At 64.2% G+C, this 19,077-nt stretch carries 16 protein-coding genes and 2 tRNA genes; 11 read left to right on the plus strand and 7 right to left on the minus strand.

Annotated elements, in window-relative coordinates; translation table 11 throughout:
* Positions 1-39 precede the first annotated feature (39 nt).
* From J7E80_RS17235 to J7E80_RS17255, 5 genes are all read left to right on the plus strand, one after another.
* A complete protein-coding gene (locus tag J7E80_RS17235; protein WP_311380868.1) occupies positions 40-1,188 on the plus strand; it encodes a S16 family serine protease in 1,149 nt (382 codons plus the stop codon).
* 179 nt (positions 1,189-1,367) lie between these two features.
* Entirely contained in the window at positions 1,368-4,352 is a 2,985-nt protein-coding gene (locus J7E80_RS17240; RefSeq protein WP_251037011.1) for a UPF0182 family protein, read from the plus strand.
* Between the two features lie 151 nt (positions 4,353-4,503).
* Positions 4,504-4,577: transfer RNA gene (locus J7E80_RS17245), tRNA-Met, on the plus strand.
* Positions 4,578-4,702: 125 nt separating this feature from the next.
* Positions 4,703-4,779, plus strand: a tRNA-Met gene (locus J7E80_RS17250).
* A gap of 161 nt (positions 4,780-4,940) precedes the next feature.
* Entirely contained in the window at positions 4,941-5,876 is a 936-nt protein-coding gene (locus tag J7E80_RS17255) for a cytochrome b/b6 domain-containing protein (protein WP_215053461.1), read from the plus strand.
* 66 nt (positions 5,877-5,942) lie between these two features.
* On the opposite strand, the gene J7E80_RS17260 is transcribed toward J7E80_RS17255, so the two are convergent.
* Together J7E80_RS17260 and J7E80_RS17265 are read right to left on the minus strand one after the other, a co-directional pair.
* Positions 5,943-6,734, minus strand: a complete 792-nt coding sequence (locus J7E80_RS17260; RefSeq protein WP_215053462.1) for a PspA/IM30 family protein — start codon at positions 6,732-6,734, stop codon at positions 5,943-5,945.
* A 110-nt stretch (positions 6,735-6,844) separates the two neighbouring features.
* Positions 6,845-8,896 carry a TPM domain-containing protein gene (locus tag J7E80_RS17265; protein WP_215053463.1) on the minus strand — a complete coding sequence of 684 codons (2,052 nt, stop codon included), beginning with the start codon at positions 8,894-8,896 and terminating at the stop codon, positions 6,845-6,847.
* A gap of 320 nt (positions 8,897-9,216) precedes the next feature.
* Between J7E80_RS17265 and J7E80_RS17270 the strand changes: the two genes are divergently transcribed.
* The 4 genes from J7E80_RS17270 (at position 9,217) to J7E80_RS17285 (ending at position 13,789) form a co-directional block, all read left to right on the plus strand.
* Entirely contained in the window at positions 9,217-10,932 is a 1,716-nt protein-coding gene (locus tag J7E80_RS17270) for a S1C family serine protease (RefSeq protein ID WP_215053464.1), read from the plus strand.
* 305 nt (positions 10,933-11,237) lie between these two features.
* Positions 11,238-12,038 (plus strand): electron transfer flavoprotein subunit beta/FixA family protein, encoded by an 801-nt coding sequence (locus J7E80_RS17275; RefSeq protein WP_215053651.1) that lies wholly within the window; start codon positions 11,238-11,240, stop codon positions 12,036-12,038.
* Positions 12,039-12,051: 13 nt separating this feature from the next.
* Complete coding sequence (locus J7E80_RS17280) at positions 12,052-13,005, plus strand: electron transfer flavoprotein subunit alpha/FixB family protein (RefSeq protein WP_215053465.1); 954 nt, start codon at positions 12,052-12,054, stop codon at positions 13,003-13,005.
* 4 nt (positions 13,006-13,009) lie between these two features.
* Positions 13,010-13,789, plus strand: a complete 780-nt coding sequence (locus tag J7E80_RS17285) for a PIG-L deacetylase family protein (protein ID WP_215053466.1) — start codon at positions 13,010-13,012, stop codon at positions 13,787-13,789.
* Positions 13,790-13,826: 37 nt separating this feature from the next.
* Here J7E80_RS17285 and J7E80_RS17290 read toward each other — a convergent pair whose 3' ends face one another.
* The 4 genes from J7E80_RS17290 to J7E80_RS17305 all read right to left on the minus strand — a co-directional run bounded on the left by J7E80_RS17290 (position 13,827) and on the right by J7E80_RS17305 (position 16,921).
* Complete coding sequence (locus tag J7E80_RS17290) at positions 13,827-14,657, minus strand: anti-sigma factor domain-containing protein (protein ID WP_215053467.1); 831 nt, start codon at positions 14,655-14,657, stop codon at positions 13,827-13,829.
* 1 nt (position 14,658) lies between these two features.
* Complete coding sequence (locus J7E80_RS17295; protein WP_215053468.1) at positions 14,659-15,264, minus strand: sigma-70 family RNA polymerase sigma factor; 606 nt, start codon at positions 15,262-15,264, stop codon at positions 14,659-14,661.
* Between the two features lie 193 nt (positions 15,265-15,457).
* Positions 15,458-15,925 carry a tRNA (cytidine(34)-2'-O)-methyltransferase gene (locus tag J7E80_RS17300; RefSeq protein WP_215053469.1) on the minus strand — a complete coding sequence of 156 codons (468 nt, stop codon included), beginning with the start codon at positions 15,923-15,925 and terminating at the stop codon, positions 15,458-15,460.
* 48 nt (positions 15,926-15,973) lie between these two features.
* Positions 15,974-16,921, minus strand: a complete 948-nt coding sequence (locus tag J7E80_RS17305) for a J domain-containing protein (RefSeq protein ID WP_215053470.1) — start codon at positions 16,919-16,921, stop codon at positions 15,974-15,976.
* Between the two features lie 224 nt (positions 16,922-17,145).
* Between J7E80_RS17305 and J7E80_RS17310 the strand changes: the two genes are divergently transcribed.
* Complete coding sequence (locus J7E80_RS17310; RefSeq protein WP_251037041.1) at positions 17,146-17,841, plus strand: hypothetical protein; 696 nt, start codon at positions 17,146-17,148, stop codon at positions 17,839-17,841.
* A 28-nt stretch (positions 17,842-17,869) separates the two neighbouring features.
* On the opposite strand, the gene J7E80_RS17315 is transcribed toward J7E80_RS17310, so the two are convergent.
* Positions 17,870-18,283 carry a hypothetical protein gene (locus tag J7E80_RS17315; RefSeq protein ID WP_215053652.1) on the minus strand — a complete coding sequence of 138 codons (414 nt, stop codon included), beginning with the start codon at positions 18,281-18,283 and terminating at the stop codon, positions 17,870-17,872.
* Between the two features lie 106 nt (positions 18,284-18,389).
* Between J7E80_RS17315 and J7E80_RS17320 the strand changes: the two genes are divergently transcribed.
* Positions 18,390-19,064, plus strand: a complete 675-nt coding sequence (locus tag J7E80_RS17320; protein WP_215053471.1) for a metalloregulator ArsR/SmtB family transcription factor — start codon at positions 18,390-18,392, stop codon at positions 19,062-19,064.
* The last annotated feature ends 13 nt before the right edge of the window (positions 19,065-19,077 follow it).

A 19,077-nucleotide genomic window follows, 5' to 3' on the forward strand; every position in this document is an offset into this window, starting at 1 on the left:
CCAGTGCCGTGGTGGACGACGGTGCGGAGAGGTCCTTCAGTGACAATAATCAAGGGCAACCAGCCCTCAGAGGAGTCAGCGGCTCCTGCCGTCGGCGGCGCATCGTCTGACGCCGGCGGATCCGGTGGCTCCGAGGCGCGTGATCCCCGCGTCTCCGCCATGACTCTGTCGGGGCTTCTGGCCCTTATCCTCGGCGTCACGGCTGCTGTCCTGCCGGTCCCGTATGTTGTGGAGTCACCCGGACCCACGTTTAACACGTTGGGCACGGACAACGGCAAGCCCGTTATCAGCATCACTGGACGGGAGACCTATCCGGCGCGAGGAAACCTCAATCTCACCACCGTCTATGTCGACGGCGGTCCCAACGGACCGGTCAGTGTTTTTGAGGCGTTCGCCGCGTGGCTTGACGGCTCAAAGGCCGTATATCCGCAGGAACTGATCTTTCCCACAGGCGTGACAAAGGAGCAGTCGCAGCAGGAGAGCGCTGTGGCTATGACCACCTCGCAGGAGAATGCGGTGGCCTCGGCGCTGAAGGAACTCAAGATACCCTTCGGGCAAAAACTGGAGGTCGCCCAGCTTTCCGAGGGTTCGGCTTCCTCGGGAAAGCTGAAGCCCGGTGATGTATTCACCTCCATCAACGGCAAGCCCATCACTTCGCTGGCCGTCGTCCAGGATGAACTGGCGGCCGGAAAGGGCCGGCCGGCCACAATCGTCGTGGACCGTGACGGCAAGCCGGTGACAGAAACCGTGACGCCTGCCCGGAGCGATTCCGGCAGGTTTATCCTCGGCGTCCTGCTCAAGTACCGCTTCACGTTCCCCCTCGACGTGAAGATTTCACTGGAGAAAGTCGGCGGGCCGAGCGCGGGGCTGATGTTTGCGCTGGGCATCATCGACACCGTGACCCCCGGCGACCTGACGGGCGGCAAACACATTGCCGGAACGGGCACCATCAGCCCGGACGGAGTGGTTGGCCCTATTGGCGGGGTCGCGGTCAAAATGCACGGTGCGCGGGCCGACGGCGCCACCATGTTCCTCGCCCCGGCCGCAAATTGCGCCGAGGTTGCCGGGAACGTCCCCGACGGCCTGCAAGTGGTCAAGGTCGAGAACCTGGACGAGGCGAAACGTGCGGTGGAACTGGCGGCAAGCGGAGGGGACACGTCGGGCCTTCCAGCGTGCGCAAACAACTAGACTAAATCTTGGAACTAAGGCCCGTCGCTGCTCGTGGCACTAATAACAGCCGCTGCGGAGTGTGAGGCAGGCCGAGCAAGCTGACATGTGCAGTGCGCCCCCGGCGCAGCGCGCAATGCGAGTTGTCCGACGAAAAACTTAAAAAGATCAGCAATTGACAAAGCTATGAGGTACTGAGTTTGTCCCGTCCCGCCAGCCCCACCCCGCCCGGAAGACTCCAGCCGAAGCGCGGTGCCTTGACGCCCACGCTCATTGTCGTAGCGCTGGTTGTCGTCGGATTCATCTTCTTTGCCAATGTCTGGACAGACGTCCTGTGGTACCAGCAGCTGGGCTTCTTTGAAGTGTTCCTGACGGAAAACCTGGCCAGGATCAGCATCTTTGTCACCGGCTTCGCAATCATGTTCGCGGCCGTGTTCTACGCCATCCGGATCGCTTACCACGCCCGCCCGGTGTACGCTCCCGACTCCGAGATCCGGGACAACCTGAACCGCTACCAGGCGCAGCTTGAACCTGTGCGGCGGGTGGTCATGATTGGCCTTCCGGTGCTGTTTGGACTCTTTGCCGGCAGTGCGGCGTCCAGCCAGTGGCAGAAGGTCATCTTGTTCTTCAACCAGGAACCCTTTGGCCAGAATGACCCGGAGTTCGGGCTGGACATCGGCTTTTACCTCATGACGCTTCCGTTCCTGGGCTTCATTGTGGGCTTCCTGATCAGCGTGGCAGTCGTCGCCGGCATCGCAGGCATCCTGACCCACTACCTGTACGGCAGCATCCGGATCATGGAACGCGGCATCTTCACCAGCCGGGCAGCCCAGATCCATCTCGCCGTCACCGGCGCATCATTCCTGATCCTGCTCGGCATCAACTTCTGGCTCGACCGCTACGCCGCCGTGCAAAACAGCGGCGGCCGCTGGGCCGGTGCGCTGTACACGGATGTCAATGCCGTCATTCCCACGAAGGCGATCCTGGCCGTTGCCGCCATCCTCGTTGCCATCCTGTTCATTGTTGCTGCGGTCATCGGCAGGTGGCGGCTTCCCCTCATCGGAACGGCAATGCTGGTCATCACGTCCATCCTTGCCGGTGGCGTCTACCCCTGGGTCATCCAGCAGTTCCAGGTGCGCCCATCGGAGCAGACCCTGGAAAAGGAATTCATCGAGCGCAACATCGGCTTGACCCGCGCGGCCTACGGTCTCGACCACGTCAAGGTTGAGCGCTACAACGCAACCACCAACGCCACGACGGGAGCTCTGGCGAAGGACGCACAGACCACTGCCAATATCCGGCTCCTGGACCCGAACCTTATTTCGGACGCCTTTTCGCAGCTGGAGCAGTACAGGCCGTACTACCAGTTCCCCAAAGCACTGAATGTGGACCGGTACGAAATCGACGGCAAGGTCCAGGACACTGTCATCGCCGTCCGTGAACTGAACCCGGAGGGATTGAGCCCCGACCAGCAGTCGTGGTTGAACACGCATGTTGTTTACACCCATGGCTATGGAGTGGTGGCCGCCAAGGGAAACAAGTTCACTGTTGACGGCAAGCCCGAGTTCCTGCAGTCGGGTATTCCGTCCACTGGTGTGCTGGGGACCGATGAAACGTATGAGCCCCGGATCTACTTCGGCGAGAATTCGCCGGAATACTCGATTGTGGGCGCACCGGAAGGGGCGGACCACCGCGAGCAGGACCGTCCCGCAGGCAGGGAGGGCGGCGAGACGCAGTACACGTTCACCGGCAACGGCGGACCGAACGTGGGCAGTTTCCTCAACCGGGTTCTGTATTCGATCAAGTTCCAGTCCTCTGACCTGCTGCTGTCCGACGGCGTCAACGAGGCATCCCAGATCCTGTATGAGCGTTCTCCCCGCGACCGCGTGAAGAAGGTGGCGCCCTACCTGACGGTGGACGGGAACGCTTATCCCGCCGTCGTTGACGGACGGGTCAAGTGGATCGTGGACGGCTACACCACCAGCCAGTACTACCCTTATTCCCAGCAGGCGCAGCTCTCGGATGTCACGACGGATTCGCAGACCACGGCAGGCCGTACCGTGGCGCTGCCCAACAGCTCCGTAAACTACATCCGGAATTCGGTGAAAGCCACCGTGGATGCTTACGACGGCTCTGTGACGCTGTACGCGTGGGACGATCAGGATCCTCTGCTGAAGGCATGGCAGAAGGTCTTCCCGAATTCCCTCAAGCCGTACTCTGAGATGTCCGCGGATGTCATGAGCCACGTCCGTTACCCGGAGGACCTCTTCAAGGTCCAGCGGGAACTGCTGGGGCGCTACCACGTGACGGACCCGGTCAGCTTCTACAAGAACGACGACGCCTGGAGCGTGCCGAACGACCCCACCGTTTCAGAAGAGGTCAAGCAGCCGCCGTTCTACATGTCGCTGCAGATGCCCGACCAGAAGAAGCCGGCATTCCAGCTGACATCGTCCTTCATTCCTCAGGTCGTTGATGGAAACGCCCGAAACGTTCTGTACGGCTTCCTGGCAGCGGATTCGGATGCCGGCGGCAAGAAGGGCGTGAAGGCCGAGTCCTACGGAAAGCTCAGGCTTCTGCAGGTGCCGCCGGCGGCCCAGGTCCCCGGACCGGGACAGGCGCAGAACAAGTTCAACTCTGATCCCACAGTTTCACAGGCCCTGAACCTGCTCCGGCAAGGCGCCTCGGACGTCCTCAACGGCAACCTCCTGACGCTGCCCGTCGGTGGAGGCCTGCTGTACGTCCAGCCGGTATACCTCCGTTCCACGGGTGAGACGTCGTACCCGACACTCCAGCGGGTGCTGGTTGCCTTCGGTGACAAGATCGGCTTTGCCCCCACACTGGATGAGGCGCTGAACCAGCTGTTTGGCGGCGACTCCGGAGCCGCAGCCGGTGACTCCGGCAACAACGGCCAGACTCCTCCAACGACAGGCGGAGGAACGCCCCCGCCCGGTGTGACAGATGCCCGAGCAGATTTGAAGGCTGCACTGGCGGAAGCCAATGCCGCGATCAAGGCGGGACAGGAGGCCCTGGCCAAGGGTGACTTCGCGGCCTATGGAGACCAGCAGAAGAAGCTGAACGCAGCGCTGCAGAAGGCCATCGATGCCGAGGCAAAGATTGTCGTGACAACTCCCGCGTCGACGCCGACGTCGCCGTCGCCCAAGCCGACTCCGACGCCGAGCAGCTAGCACGCTCACGGTAACAGGCCGGTCCCGCGCTTCCGAGAGGAGCCGGGGCCGGCCTTTTGCTTGCGTCCGGAGCGGATGACCGCCCCGAGACACAGATCACGCCCCCTCGATTTGGCCTCCTGTTCACCGAACGGTAGAGTTGTTCTTGCGACGCGGGGTGGAGCAGTTCGGTAGCTCGCTGGGCTCATAACCCAGAGGTCACAGGTTCAAATCCTGTCCCCGCAACTGAAGAAAAGACCCGGATCACCGCAAGGTGGTCCGGGTCTTTTGCTGTCTCCGACCGCTCGTGCCCAGGTGCAAACTTGGATGGAAATTGCGGCGGCAAAAGTAGGGTAGTGTTGATCAAGCGACGCGGGGTGGAGCAGTTCGGTAGCTCGCTGGGCTCATAACCCAGAGGTCACAGGTTCAAATCCTGTCCCCGCAACCATAGAAGAGGCCCTGACCGGCGAATGGCCGGTCGGGGCCTCTCGCTTTGCCGGTAGCTTTTGTTCACGTCCTGGCACTTCCTAGTATTCTCTTCGCAGGGCCCGGAGTGTTTTGGCCGGGGCAGTTGCCCGTCTCAGTCATTCTCGAGAGGAATGTAGTTCGATGTCCACAACGAAGAACAAGTCCGGCACCGCGCGAGGCAAGCGGTCCAGGCTTTACTGGACAGTGCCGGCCGTCCTTGTGGCGCTGGTGCTGGTGGTCCTCCTCGCGAAGTGGGTCACGGGCTTGTCCGGTGTCCAAACATTCATGTCGGACTACCCGGGCCACTCTGAGCTTCCGGCCGGAGCGCCCGTCGGATTCCCGGCCTGGCTGGCATGGCAGCATTTCCTCAACGCATTCCTGCTGCTGCTCATTATCAAGACCGGCTGGCAGGTCCGGACCACCACGCGTCCCGGCGGCTACTGGACCCGCAACAACAAGGGTTTCATCCGCACCAAGACGGCCCCCACCAAGATCTCCCTGGAGCTCTGGTTCCACCTGACGCTCGACGCGCTATGGATCCTCAACGGACTGGTGTTCGCTGTCCTGCTGTTCGCCACCGGTCAGTGGATGCGGATCGTGCCCACCAGCTGGGACGTCTTCCCCAACGCCCTGTCCGCCGCGCTGCAGTACGCTTCGCTGAACTGGCCCACGGAGAACGGCTGGGTCAACTACAACGCCCTGCAGCTCCTTGCATACTTCGCAACCGTCTTCATTGCGGCCCCCTTGGCCTTCATCTCCGGCCTGAGGACGTCCTCTGCCTGGCCCAAGAATGCCACTGGTCTCAACAAGACATACCCGATCGAGGTTGCCCGCGCGATCCATTTCCCCGTGATGGTCTACTTTGTGGCCTTCATCGTGGTTCACGTGTTCCTTGTCCTGGCCACCGGGGCGCTCCGGAACCTCAACCACATGTACGGCGGCAGCGACGACGTCAGCTGGGTGGGCTTCGGCATCTTCGCCGCCTCGGTCGCCGTGATGGTCGCAGCGTGGTTCCTGGCACGGCCGCTCTTCCTGCGCCCCATAGCATCCCTCATGGGCAAGGTCACCAGCCGCTGAGCAGCTGCTGACATACACGAAGGAGGCCGGGGTCCGCTGGACCCCGGCCTCCTTCGGCTTAAGGACTTATAGCTTGTCGAAGTCTGCCTCGTCCACGATGGATTCGCTCGCGGCCGAACCCGAGCCGGACGCGCCGATGGCCGGCTTGGCGCTGGCGGACTTCAGCGCTGCGAGGCGGGCCTCAATCTCGGTCTGCTCTCCGAGGTCCTCGAGCTGGTTGAACTGGGCGTCAAGGCTGGAGGCCGCAAGCTCCTGCTGGCCGCGCACCTTTGCTTCTTCGCGGCGGATCTTCTCTTCGAAACGACCCACTTCACTGGTGGGATCCATGAAGTCGATGCTCTTCAGGGCGTCGTGGACCTGGGACTGCGCGGCGGCAGTCTTCGAGCGGGCCACCAGTTCGTTGCGCTTGCTGGTGAGCTGGTTCAGCTTACCCTTCATCTGGTCCAGTCCGGTCTTGAGCCGATCCACCACCTCGGACTGGGAGGCAATGTTGGGCTCCGCCGCCTTAGCCTCGTTCTCCGAGGACATCTGGCGCTCCAGCGCAACCCTGGCCAGGTTGTCGAACTTCTGGGCATCGGACGCGTTGCCTGCGCTGCGGAACTCGTCCGCCTTCCGTGATGCTGCCAGGGCTTTGTTTCCCCAGTCCTGGGCGTTCTTGATGTCCTCGTTGTAGTCGTCCTGGAGCATACGCAGGTTGCCAATGGTCTGGGCAACCGCAGCTTCCGCCTCTGCGATGTTGTTGGTGTAGTCGCGGACCATCTGGTCCAGCATCTTCTGCGGGTCTTCGGCCTGGTCCAGCAGGGAGTTGATGTTCGCCTTTGCCAGCTGCGCCATGCGGCCGAAAATGGAATGCTTCATGGTGTGTTACCTTTCGTCCTGCTCAGTGTGTCCCACTGAATTCAGTGAACAGTTATGTACCGCTTCTACCCGCCGGCCAGATCCCCGCGCCCGCGCTCAGTCTCTGCCGGCTAGAAACTGCCGGAGTCCCCGCCTCCGAAGTCTCCGCCACCAAAGTCTCCGCCACCAAAGTCTCCGCCGGAATCGCCGCCCCAGCCTCCGCCGTCGCTGTGGCCTCCGCCCCAGCCTCCGCCGCTGCCACCGTTCAGGATGGAGTTGATCAGGATGCCGCCAAGGATGGCTCCGCCGAGGCCGCCGCCACCGCCGCCGCCGAACATGCCGCCCCGGCCGTAGCCCTGGTTGGCGTAGCCGCCGAAGGTGTCGACGTCGGACTGGGCCAGCTGGGCCGCCTGGGCAGCCAGTGCGTGGGCCTGCTGCGCGTAGGTCAGTGCAGTGACGGGGTCGTTCCGCGAGATGGACAGGGCATAGTCGAGATTGCGCTGAGCCTCGGCCAGACGGGTGCGGGCCTCGGTTCCGACGCCGCCGCGCCTGGCGGTGATGTAATCCGATGTTGCGCTGATCTGGGCCTGCGCGGACATGATGCTCTGCTGCAGCGACGCCTGCGCCCGCCGTGCCTGTTCCTGCTGGTCCCGGATCCCGCTCAGGGCCTTGTCAAGGGCCTGGTGCGCCGTTTCGACGCGTTCGAGGGTGGCGATCGGGTCGATCTTCCCGTCGTGGATCTCGTCCTTTACCCGCGCCAGTGCCGCTTCCACGCCTGCCACAGGACCGGTGAGCTCGGCGTGGGCTCCGGACTGGATCATGGCCTTCGCCTGCGCCAGGTCCTGGGACGTATCAACGACGGCGGCTTCCAGCCCCCGCCGGGCATCGTCCAGGCTGCCGGCAACTTTGGAAATCGCATCAACAAGCACATGGGTCTGGTGCAGGCTCTCTTCCGCAGCCCGGACGGCAACAGCAGCCAGGCTACCTTCGCCGGCCGCCAGCTTCTCGCGGGCGGTGGTGCTGGCGTTCTGCACGAACGCGAGCCGCTCCTTGGCCTGGGTAATGTTGTCTGCCACCTGGACCAGCGCGCTTTCGGCATACTTGCCGCGCAGGTCTACGAGTGTCTGGTCCGCCTTGGCGATCTTCGCTTCGGCGTCCGTAGCGCCGGAGTCAACGGCGGCCAGGGCCTGCGGTGCGTTCTTTTCGAGTTCGCGGAGCGCATCGAAGTCTGCTTTCTGCTCCTGCAGGGATGCCAGGGCGGCCTCCGAGCGGCGGATGATCTCGCCGAGCCAGGTCCGCTGCTGCTCTTCCGTGTCCGGGATGTGGTCGTCCAGCTGCTGCTGCAGCTTGAACGACTCCGACATGTGAGCCTTGGCCTCCTGGAGGGCCTTGGTGAAATTCCCGACGGCGGCCTCGCCGTACTGTGCCTCGGCGAAGCCAAGTTCCTGCTCGCTCGACTTGATGGCGTCGTCGGCTTCGATGAGCAGGGAGCCGCTCTTGCGGCGCAGTTCCTCGACGCTCAACGAGGCCAGGGGATCCCGCTCGGCGCCCTGCGGGCCGTAGCTGGCGCTGGATGCCAAAGCAGCCTTCTTGCGCCTGTTCCGGAGGTAGAGATACGTTCCGGCACCGCCCGCGGCCAGTACTCCGACGCCGACGAGCACCGCTGTTCCGGCACCGTCTCCGGAGGGGACATTGCCGCTTCCGCCGCCGGCAGCATCACCGATGGCAGCGGCCGTATCGATGGCGGCCTGGGCAAAGTCCTTTTTGCCCGCTCCAAGGTTCGAAGCGATGGCGTTCTGGGTAATATTCGATGACTTAGATGCGATGGCGCTGGCTGAGCTCGGGGCGAAATAGTATTGGCCCGCAGTGGAGATGGCCAGCAGAACATCTGCCCTGCCCATTCCCTTTTTGTCGGCAACGGCTTTCCCCCACAATTTGGGGTCGGAAGGGCTGTCGAAGGAGTTCACGGTGACGACGTACAGGTTGTACTTGTGGTCCTTCAGCAGCTTCCGGATGGCCTCTTGGACCTCGCCCTGGCGCCCGCGGAGGACTTTCGCATCATCTACGATGTTCACGCCTGGGGGGATGGTTACCGGATCCTCAGCCCAGGCTGCTGTGGCGGGGAGCGCCAGCATTCCAGCCAGACCGATCACGGCGAGAACACGTTTCAACATTGACCGCATGGCAACCCTTCAGCACGCCTGCGACTGATTCAGGATGAAACAGCCGTCCCAGAATGCAGCAGCGCCCCCACGCCGGGTGTAAAGCCGCAGGTCGCTGTGGCAATTCTTCTTGATTCTATGGTGCACCAAGGGGAGCGTCCACGACCGGGAATATGCCGCCAGCGAAAAGGGCTCTGACGCTGACTGAGGTGGCTGAACCCTGGCTGGAGGCCGTGGACAAGGCCAGCGCGTATCGCGTTCAGCAAGCTCCCAGCAAACATCCGCTCGCGTTTCAGCTCCATCGTCCATAGTTAATAGAGACGAGGATGAAAGGAAGTCCAATGACTGAGAACCCAGTACCGGGATCAGCGCCTGAGAACCGAGATCCTGCAGGGCGGCCCGCTGACCCCACGGCTCGGCCCGCGCACCCGGAGGGTATCCAGCGGGGGGAAAGCCAGCCGGAAGGAGTCCAGCCGGTGGGAAACCATCAGGAAGCCAACTCCGGCAATTCGGGCAACGACACTGAAAGGTTGGCCGGCGGCCAGTCCTGGCGCGGCGGGGAGGACAACCCTACCCTGCGGTTGGACCGTCCCGGGGATAGGGGCCCGGGGGATGCGGGCGAGCGCCAGGGCGGACGGCAACAGGAGCACGCCAACGCACCGCGCCCCATCTATCCGCCACATGCTCCCTTCCACGGGAACCAGTCCGAATCTGCGACCCAGCAGTTCGCCTCCGCACCGCAGAATGCGCCACAGCACGCCGGCCACCCAGGTCCGCAGCATCAGGCCGCGTACGGGCAGCATGGCATGCACTCGGCATTCCAGGACAACCGGACCAGCGCACCCAAGCGCAAGGCAACGTTCGGCGTCGGCACCCTGGTTGCCAGCATCCTCGCAGCCGGGCTGGTGGGCGGGGGAGTGGCGACCGTGGGCTCCGGCAACCTCTTCGATGGCGGGACCCCGCCGACGGTGAGCTCGGGAAGCCAGCCGGGAACGGTGATCGTCAATAACCAGGATGACGTCAACGCCATCACGGCCGCAGCCGTCAAAGCATCGCCGAGCGTTGTGACCATCAAGGCAACGAGCGGCGGCGAAGGCGGCACAGGCTCCGGAGTCATCCTCGATGATCAGGGACATATTCTCACCAACACCCATGTAGTGACGCTGGACGGCACGACGGCCAACCCTGAGATTCAAATCCGCACGCATGACGGCCGCGTACTGTCCGCGAAGATCGTGGGCACCGATCCCCTGTCCGACCTCGCCGTCATCAAGGTCAACGATCCTTCCGGACTCACACCTGCCGTGCTGGGTGATTCCAGCAAGCTGAATGTCGGCGACACCGCGGTGGCCATCGGCTCGCCGCTGGGCCTGAACGGCACTGTGACGGACGGGATCGTCTCCACTCTCAACCGCACCATCAGCGTCGCATCCTCGGCAGCGCCCAAGGAGGGGGCCGACAATTCCCAGGGCGGCGGCCAGGGCTTCGAGTTTGCTCCTCCGGGGGAGGGCCAGGGTCAGAGTTCCGCCAGCAAGGGATCGATCTCCATCAACGTCATCCAGACGGACGCGGCCATTAACCCGGGCAACTCCGGCGGTGCACTCGTGAACAGCAAGGGTGAAATCATCGGCGTCAACGTTGCCATCGCGTCGGCCGGTGGAACCTCGGCGATCGCTGGCGCGGGCAACATCGGGGTGGGCTTCAGCATCCCGATCAACCACGCCAAGCGGGTTGCCCAGGAGATCATCGACAACGGCAAGGCCACTCACGGTCAGCTCGGCGTCAGCGTTAAGCCGAAGTCGGCCTCGGAGTCAACGTCCGGATTCTCCATCGGGGCAGACGTGGCGACGGTGGAAGCGGATTCCGCGGCGGCCAAGGCAGGCATCAGGGCAGGCGACGTTGTCACCCGCTTCAATGATCTGGCCATCACGGACCCGAACCAGCTCACGGCGGCCGTGCGGGAGCAGCCGGCAGGAGCCTCGGTCAAGATCACAATCCAGCGGAACGGCCGTGAGCAGCAGCTCGACGTGACGCTCGGCGCCGCCGCAGAGCAGTAGGCAACACAGCACTAACAGCTAAAAGACAGCACTAACAGCTAAAAGCAGAACCGACGACGGCGGGCCGCACCGGGAGGTGTGCCCGCCGTCGTCGTCCCCTTTAGGCTGACTCCACCAGGCAGATCCGAGCGGCTGGGCTGACCGACGCGAAAGGTCTGACACAGGCGTTAACACGGGACGGCATCAATCAGCCGCTATATGGTTAGCTAGGATCTACCCGTACCCCGGGCGTTCCGCGGCCATGACCTCACCCGGCTGGCTATCCACAAGCATGGAAGGCTGCTGTAAATACAGTGGAAGAGACATTGAAGATCATCGTCCTGGTCAAGCATGTGCCGGACGCCCAGTTTGACCGGCACCTCAGCGGCGAGGGCCACACGACGGACCGCGATGAGAGCATTCTGTCCGAGCTGGATGAATACCCTCTGGAAGCCGCGCTGCAGCTGATCGAGGCACGCGGCGGCAGCAAGGCCGGCAACAAGGTCATTGCCCTCAGCATGGGACCCGCCGGTGCGGTGAATGCCATCAAGAAATCGCTGCAGATCGGCGCAACCGAGGGTGTGCACCTCACGGACGATGCGCTTGCGGGTTCGGACGCGGCTGCCACCTCGCTGGCGCTCGCCGCCGCGATCCGGCACCTCGGCGCAGACGGTCCGGTGGACCTGGTCCTGACAGGCATGGCGTCCACTGACGGCGAAACCTCCCTCGTGCCGGCCCAGCTCGCCGAGCGCCTGGGTCTTCCGCAGGTCACGTTTGCTTCCTCCCTGGACGTCGACGGCGGACGCATCACCGCACGTCGTGATGCCGACACCCATTCGGAGACGGTGGAGGCTTCCCTGCCTGCAGTCGTGTCGGTGACGGACCAGATCAACGAGCCCCGATACCCCAACTTCAAGGGCATTATTGCGGCCAAGCGCAAGAGCATCACCACGCTGTCACTGGCTGACATCGGAATTGATCCCTCGCAAGTGGGCCACGCCGGGTCCTGGACGACGGTGACGTCTGCCGAGGAACGCCCGCCCCGCACCGCAGGCACCATCATTACCGACGAAGGCGACGCCGGCATCAAGCTGGTTGACTTCCTGGCCGCCCAGAAGCTGCTCTAAGAGGGATCACGACATGCCAAACGTACTCGTATTCATTGACACCCCGGGCCAGGTTCTCAAAAAGACCAGCCTCGAACTCCTGACGACCGCCCGTTCCCTCGGGGAACCGGCCGTGGCGTTCAACGGCGAACTGCATGATGACGTCGCAGTCACCATGGGCGCCTATGGCGCCGCCGCAGTCTACCGTCCGTCCACCCAGGACCTGGATGATTACCTCGTGGCCGCCAAGGCAGCCTTTGTGGCGGCGGCGGTGGATAAGTCCGGCGCCACCTCTGTGCTGCTGGAGAATTCACCTGAGGGCAAGGAAATCGCGGCGCGGCTGGGCATCCGCCTCAGCGCAGGAGTGATCACCGACGTCGTCGCGGTGGATGCCGACGGCACCGCCCACAAGTCGGTGCTCGCGGGCTCCTACGCCACTGCGGCGAAGGTCAACACGCCCGTCAGCGTGTTCACGGTCAAGGCCAACAGCGTCACCCCCGAGCCGGCTTTAGCGCCCTCTTCACCGGAAATCGTGACGGTGGACGTTCCTGCCGATGCGGCAGCGACGGCAGCCCGGATCACCGCACGCGAGCAGAAGGTCGCCAGCGGTCGCCCGGACCTCACCGATGCCCGGATCGTAGTGGCCGGCGGACGCGGCCTGGATGGGGACTTCACCCCGGTTGAGGAACTGGCAGACGCCCTCGGCGCAGCAGTGGGGGCCTCCCGTGCCGCCACCGATGCCGGCTGGATCAGCCACGATGCCCAGGTAGGCCAGACCGGCAAGGTGGTCTCCCCGCAGCTCTACATCTCGGCGGGCATCTCCGGTGCGATCCAGCAGAAGGCCGGAATGCAGACGGCGAAGGTGATTGTCGCCGTGAACAAGGACGCAGAATCGCCCGTCTTTGAAATCGCGGACTTCGGCATTGTCGGTGACCTCTTCAAGGTCCTGCCGCAGGCGACCGAAGAAATCAAGAAGCGCAAAGGCTGATTCCTTGTCACCACAAGCCCCACCGGCACAGAGCCCGTTCAACCCTGAGCTCCATCGGGTTGAGCGGGTGCTCTGTTTCGCGGCCCACCCGGACGACATTGATTTTGGTGCCGCAGGCACGATCGCGGCCTGGACGGCGGCCGGCGTCGCCGTCAGTTACTGCATCATGACCGACGGTGATGCCGGCGGGTTTGATCCTGCCCACCGGGCCGAAATCATCGCCCTGCGGAACGTCGAGCAGGAGCGTGCGGCGGCACTGGTCGGCGTTACGGACATCCACTATCTCCATGAACGGGACGGGTTCCTCGAACCGAACCACCTGGTGATGTATGAAGTGGTGAGGCTGATCCGCGAAATCCGCCCCGACGTCGTGCTTTCCATGCATCCGGAGCGCGACTGGAACCGGATCCAGAAAAGCCACCCGGACCACCTCGCGGTGGGGGAAGCGGTGACGCGGGCCATCTACCCGGCAGCCGAAAATCCCTTTGCGTATCCTGAGCTCGCCGAATCCGGCCTGCAGGCCTACAAAGTTCCGTGGCTGTGGCTCTACGCCGGGCCCGAGGAGCGGGAAAACCATTTTGTCGACGTCACGGAGCACGTGGACAGCAAGCTCGCGGCGATCCACGTGCACGTCAGCCAGCACCCGGATGCGGCGGCGATGGAGACGGTCGTCCGGGACGCAATGCGGCTGAACGCCCAACGTGCCGGCTTCCACGACGGAGTCAGTGCCGAGTCGTTTCACGTCGTCGCAATTAACGGTCCCGGAACGATCGCTGGATTCTGAACTGCTCAGGTATTGAACCGCTCAGGCTCTGAAGTGCTCAGGTGTTGAGCGGCGCAGCGGCCACAGTGGGAAGCGTCGGGACCTTCGAGCCCCCGGCAGGTTCCACGGTGATTCCCAGCGAGGCCGCCGAACCGATGCCCTTGACGACGGCGGGCTTGGACAGGGCTTGCTCGTCCATCAGTCCCTGGGAAACGGGAGCGGACCCGTCCTTCGGGATCAGCCACATCTGGTAAACCTTGCCCGGAGGCGGAGCGGGCACGTCCTTCATCCGCACCACCAGGGCGTCCTTCGACGGCGATATGGATACGGTCGCCGTTCCGCCGCCGCTGACATTCACCGTGGCCTGACGGACGTCCTGTGCCTGAAGGACCTGCGTCAGCGGATCGTTCTGGCTGGCCACGTAGGTGCCAACACCCACACCGCCGAGGGCGATGACGGCAGCAGCCGCAACGCCGATCAGCCAATTCCGCATGCCCGGGGCCCGGCGTCGCGCTTCACGGCGTTCGCGTGCAGCGGCAAGCTCAGTGGCCGCCGGCGCCGCGGCTGCGTCCGGACGCTCCGGGGCAGGTTTCGCCGGAAGCTGGGCGGTGATGCGGCCGAACAGGTCTGCGGGAGGTTCTTCCTCCGCAGTCAACGCCGCCGCCAATGTCTCCCTGGCTTGCCGCACACGCTCGTTGAAGGATTCCCGTTCAGCCTCCGGAGCGGTCCTGAGATACGCCTCAATGGCTTCGCGTTCTGCATCGCTCACGGCATCCAGGGCGTAGATCTCGGCAAGTTCCACGGCGCGGCCGGCCATCAGGTCAGTGGAAATGTCGGCAGCGAATGCCCGGGGCAGCTGGCGCCCGTTCGCGTCATTCGTTTCGTTCATTTCAACTCACCCCCAGGCAGGTCTTCAATCGGATCAGTCCATCGCGGATGCGGGACTTGATCGTAGGTACGGCGGCGTTGAGCTTTTCAGCGACTTCACGGTAGGTGAGCCCGCCGTAGTAGGCCAGCCGCACCGATTCCTGCTGCGTTTCGGTCAGGGTGCCAAGGCACCGGACTACGGCCTCGGCTTCCAGCCGGCTGCCCACCTCATCAGACACGGTATCGTGGTCGATGTCCTGGCTGCTCGCACCATACTTGGCCTCCCGGTCGCTGGAGGACTGCGAGGACCGCACCTTGTCTACGGCGCGGCGGTGCGAGATGGTCATGAGCCAGGCCAGGGGGCTTCCACTCGCGGAATCGAATTTGGCAGCGTTCTGCCAGACCTGCAGATAGACCTCCTGCGTCGTGTCTTCGCTGAGCTCCGGATCGATGAGGACGCGCCTGGCCATGCCGTACACCCGGCGCGACGTCAGCCGGTAGAACTCGGCGAAGGCGTCCTGGTCACCGCCGGCAACGCGCTCCAGCAATGCCGCCAGCTGACTGTTAAGGTCGACGGCGGTGCCCGGCGCCGCTGGGGCGTCGAAGTTCGGCGCGTTGGGAGTCTCCATCACTGTCAAGCATAGGTCGCGGGACGGCAATTCCTGAGCACCACCCGGTCCGGAAACGGTAGAAGCGTGCGGGGCGAAATGGAATGCGGCCCGGCCCGCACGAGCTGTTTTCACCTGCCGCTCCTTAATCCGGGGAATGTCCTCAGGAGTAATTCGTTGCAGGGGCTGCAGGGGATGGGTGCGTGACGCCCGATCAGAGCTGGGCGCCGGCGAAACCCTGCTGGCGCCAGGCTTCATAGACGACGATGGACGCGGCGTTCGCCAGGTTCAATGACCGCAGTGAGGGCAGCATGGGAAGCCGCACCCTGGCTGTGACGTGGGGGTCGTTTTTCACCTGCTCCGGCAGTCCCACCGATTCCTGGCCGAACAGCAGGACGTCGCCCGGCAGATAGGCGATGTCCGCGTACGATTTTTCGCCATCGGAGGTAAAAGCAAAGACGCGTTCCGGCTGCAGGGCTTTCCAGGCCGCTTCGAGGTCAGGATGGACCGTCACGACGGCAAGATCGTGGTAGTCCAGGCCGGCCCGGCGCAGTTTGGCATCGGAGAAATCGAATCCCAGGGGCTCCACGAGGTGGAGTTCGGCGCCGGTGATGGCTGCAAGCCGGATGGCGTTGCCGGTATTCCCGGGGATTTCAGGGGAGTGGAAGAGGATGCGGAACACTGTTCCATCCTAATGCCGGGACAACGCCGGCCGGGATCAGCAGTGAGATCAGTGCATGCCCCTGAGCAGCCGGGCAAGCACCTGGACGTTGACTGTGTTGGGGGCAGGGCCCGCGGCCAGGAACTGCTTGAGGCCCCTGGCGAGCCCGGCTGCATTGACCACTTGAACAATGTCGGACGAGCCCCGGGACCGGCGGTGGTGATCAATGACCGGCTCATGAAGGTTCCCGTCCGGGCTGTGAACCACTGTCCAGCCGGTCACGTTCAGCTCCGGGAAGATGTCCTGCATCGCCCAAACCACTTGGGTCAGCTGCGGGGGAGCGATCGACCGGCTGCCATGTTTCAGCACGGCTCCATCCCAGGCATACGCGCCCTTGGGCAGGAGCATGGAGCCGATCAGGGCCAGCCGATAGCCCGAGAGCAATGCGTGGTCAATGTGACTGTTGTCCGCTGGAGACTGCAGGCCGTTGATGAGCCGGGCTGCCGGAATGGCGGGGAGGACCTGCCTGCTGATGAGCTGCACCGTGCGCATCTCGCGCTGAATCCTGGCCTCGGCGCCGAAAATGCCGCGTTTCCTCGGCATCCCGTGGACTTGACGGCTGGCCAGCTCGAAGGGGAGCAGGGGGACGGTGCCTGGCGTATCAAAGGGCGGCACATACACGGGCGCGTCCCCTGACGTGTTCCGGGGAGTGCTCGGCCGGTGGATGGTTGCTGAGGCGTGGCTGCCAGCCGCCGGGGCATCAAAATGCGCTTCATCCGCGCTTTCCCTGGCCCGGTACCGGGGGCCGGCTGCATACGAGCGGTCGTAGGCCGCCCGGCGTCGCGGGTCGATCAGGGTTTCGTAGGCCGTCGTCACCAGCCGGAAGGTGGCGGCGTCACCGCCATGGTCGGGATGGGAGGCCCTTGCCGCCCTGCGGTAGGCCAGCTTGATCTCCTTATCCGTAGCGGTCACGGGGACGCGGAGTACCTCGTAGTGGGAGCTGCTGCCCTCGGTCAAGCACGGTCCTTCGGTTGATGTTGCCAGCGCACACACGCCTGCTCCGGTCTGCCCAGCATATCGCCGGCCATGCGGGACTAGTCAGACAACGTCCATGCCTGTGTCCGGGGTTCCCGGACGGGGCGGGTTGCGCCCACCCGGGCCGTCTAGACTTTTTCGAAGGACAGTGGGCGGGGGTGTGCCGGACACCCCGCCTGGTTGCAGCAAATACTTGGAAGGTGGAGATGGCCGACGCGCTGAGCACAAAAGGGCGGCATGGCCTGAAAGGCCGCGTCCTGCAAGCCGCGGCAGCTCTGGCGGCAGTGGCGCTGCTTGGCAGCTGCAGCGTGGGCGTGCCGGATCCCGATGCCCCGGACACCGCGCCAGCCAGCAGGCAGCCCGCCACCCCTACGGTCACGCCCGGCCATGACGCCGGTGCCGTCGCGGCGCGCAACATGCCGTTCTCCGCAGGGGGCACGCTCGGCCACGGCGTTCCCGTGCACCTGTCTGAAGGCCTGGCCGATGCACCGCATTGGCAACAGAGCGGGAACAACACCGGTGGCGTCGCCCACTACAGGAAAGACGACGGTTGCGTGGCCGCAGCCAAGGTCCGGACCAGACAGTGGCCGCTGGTGTCAGGCGGTGACAGGGAATCGACCGAGAAGCTCTTCACCTATCTCGATCCCGCGATCCTGCCGAAGTACCTGAAACCGGCCTCGCTTCGCTGGGGAGGTGAACCGGGAAAGCCTGGGCCTGCCGTTGAAGTCCTCGCCCTGGAGCGGGCGGCCCTGCCCAAGGGCAAGGCCGCCATTCTGGCCAGGGTCTTCGGCCAGGCTGGTTCGTCGGTTTACGTGACGGTCTCATGCCCGTCCGCGCCGGCACTCGCGGCAGCAAGGACGGACGTTGCACGCTGGCTGACCGTGCTCCCGCCGTCGGAGTAGCGCACGCCCCTGCCGCCCGTTTCGGCCTTTACTTACCGGCGGCTGTAGCGAGCCGGTTGAGGGCCAGTGCCCCCACCAGGAGGCCGAAGTCGCGCAGGGCGACGTCGTAGAAGCTGCCGAGGATGAGCAGATTGATGATGATCCCCAGCAGCCACCCGGCGACCACAAGTGAACCGATCCGTGGTCGGTAGGCGACGAGCAGGCCCGCAAGAATCTCAATGACGCCCACGGCGGACATGATGTTCTGCCCGGAGACGGGGACCACCGACGTTACGACCGGGGCCAGGTACAGCGTCCAGTCGGTGAGCAGATTCAGGAATTTGTCCAGGCCAAACAGTATGGGCGCCACCGTAAACACGGTCCGCAGGAGCAGGAATGCCTGCCGGGCTGTCTCGGGTGCCAAGGATCCGGCGGTGGCGCTGCCGTTGGCTGACGTTTTCATGACGGGGGTTTTCATGACACGCTCCTTCTAAAAGTAGGTATCTTGATTTTAGACCCGGGCGAAACTCTTAAGCAATGAATCTTGTTTTTAGAGATACGCTGGATTCATGACCCGTGAATCGAGATCCAGGCTCTCCTGGCCCCGGCGGCTTGCGGCCCTCGCGTCGCTGGGGGATGACAACCGGCGGAGGCTTTTTGAGTTCGTCGCCTCAGCGGCGGCGGCGGTAGGACGCGATGACGCCGCGGGGGCGCTCGGCCTGCCGAGAAGCACGGCGTCGTTTCACCTGGACCGTCTGGTGCGGGACGGCCTTCTTGCCGTCGAATTCAGGAAGCTCGGCGGAAAAGCCGGTCCCGGGTCGGGCCGCCCGGCCAAGCTGTACCGTCCTGCACTTGATGAGGTGGGCGTGTCCGTCCCTGACCGCAGCTACGACCTCGCCGGGGAGCTCATGGCGTCCGCCATCGAGGAATCCATGTCGGGCCGGGGTTCTGTCCATGAGGCGCTCGTTGCCACGGCCTACTCCCGCGGCCGCGCCTCGGCTGAGGGCGAGGCGTCACTGGAGGAGTTGCTGACGGGAATCGGATACCGGCCGGCACCCGACGGGCAGGGGGGATTTGTCCTCATGAACTGCCCGTTCCACCGGCTGGCTGACGCGCATGTTGAGGTGGTGTGTGCCATGAACGGTGCTTTCCTCAGCGGTGTTGCCTCGGGCTGCGGCGTGGCGGAAGAGAAGGTCGAAGAGGACCGGGCCTCCGGACGCTGCTGTGCCCGGATCAGGCCATAAGGGCCGCGGCTAG

The sequence above is a fragment of the Arthrobacter sp. ISL-28 genome (assembly GCF_018613875.1).
In the GTDB taxonomy this organism is placed as follows: Bacteria; Actinomycetota; Actinomycetes; order Actinomycetales; family Micrococcaceae; genus Arthrobacter.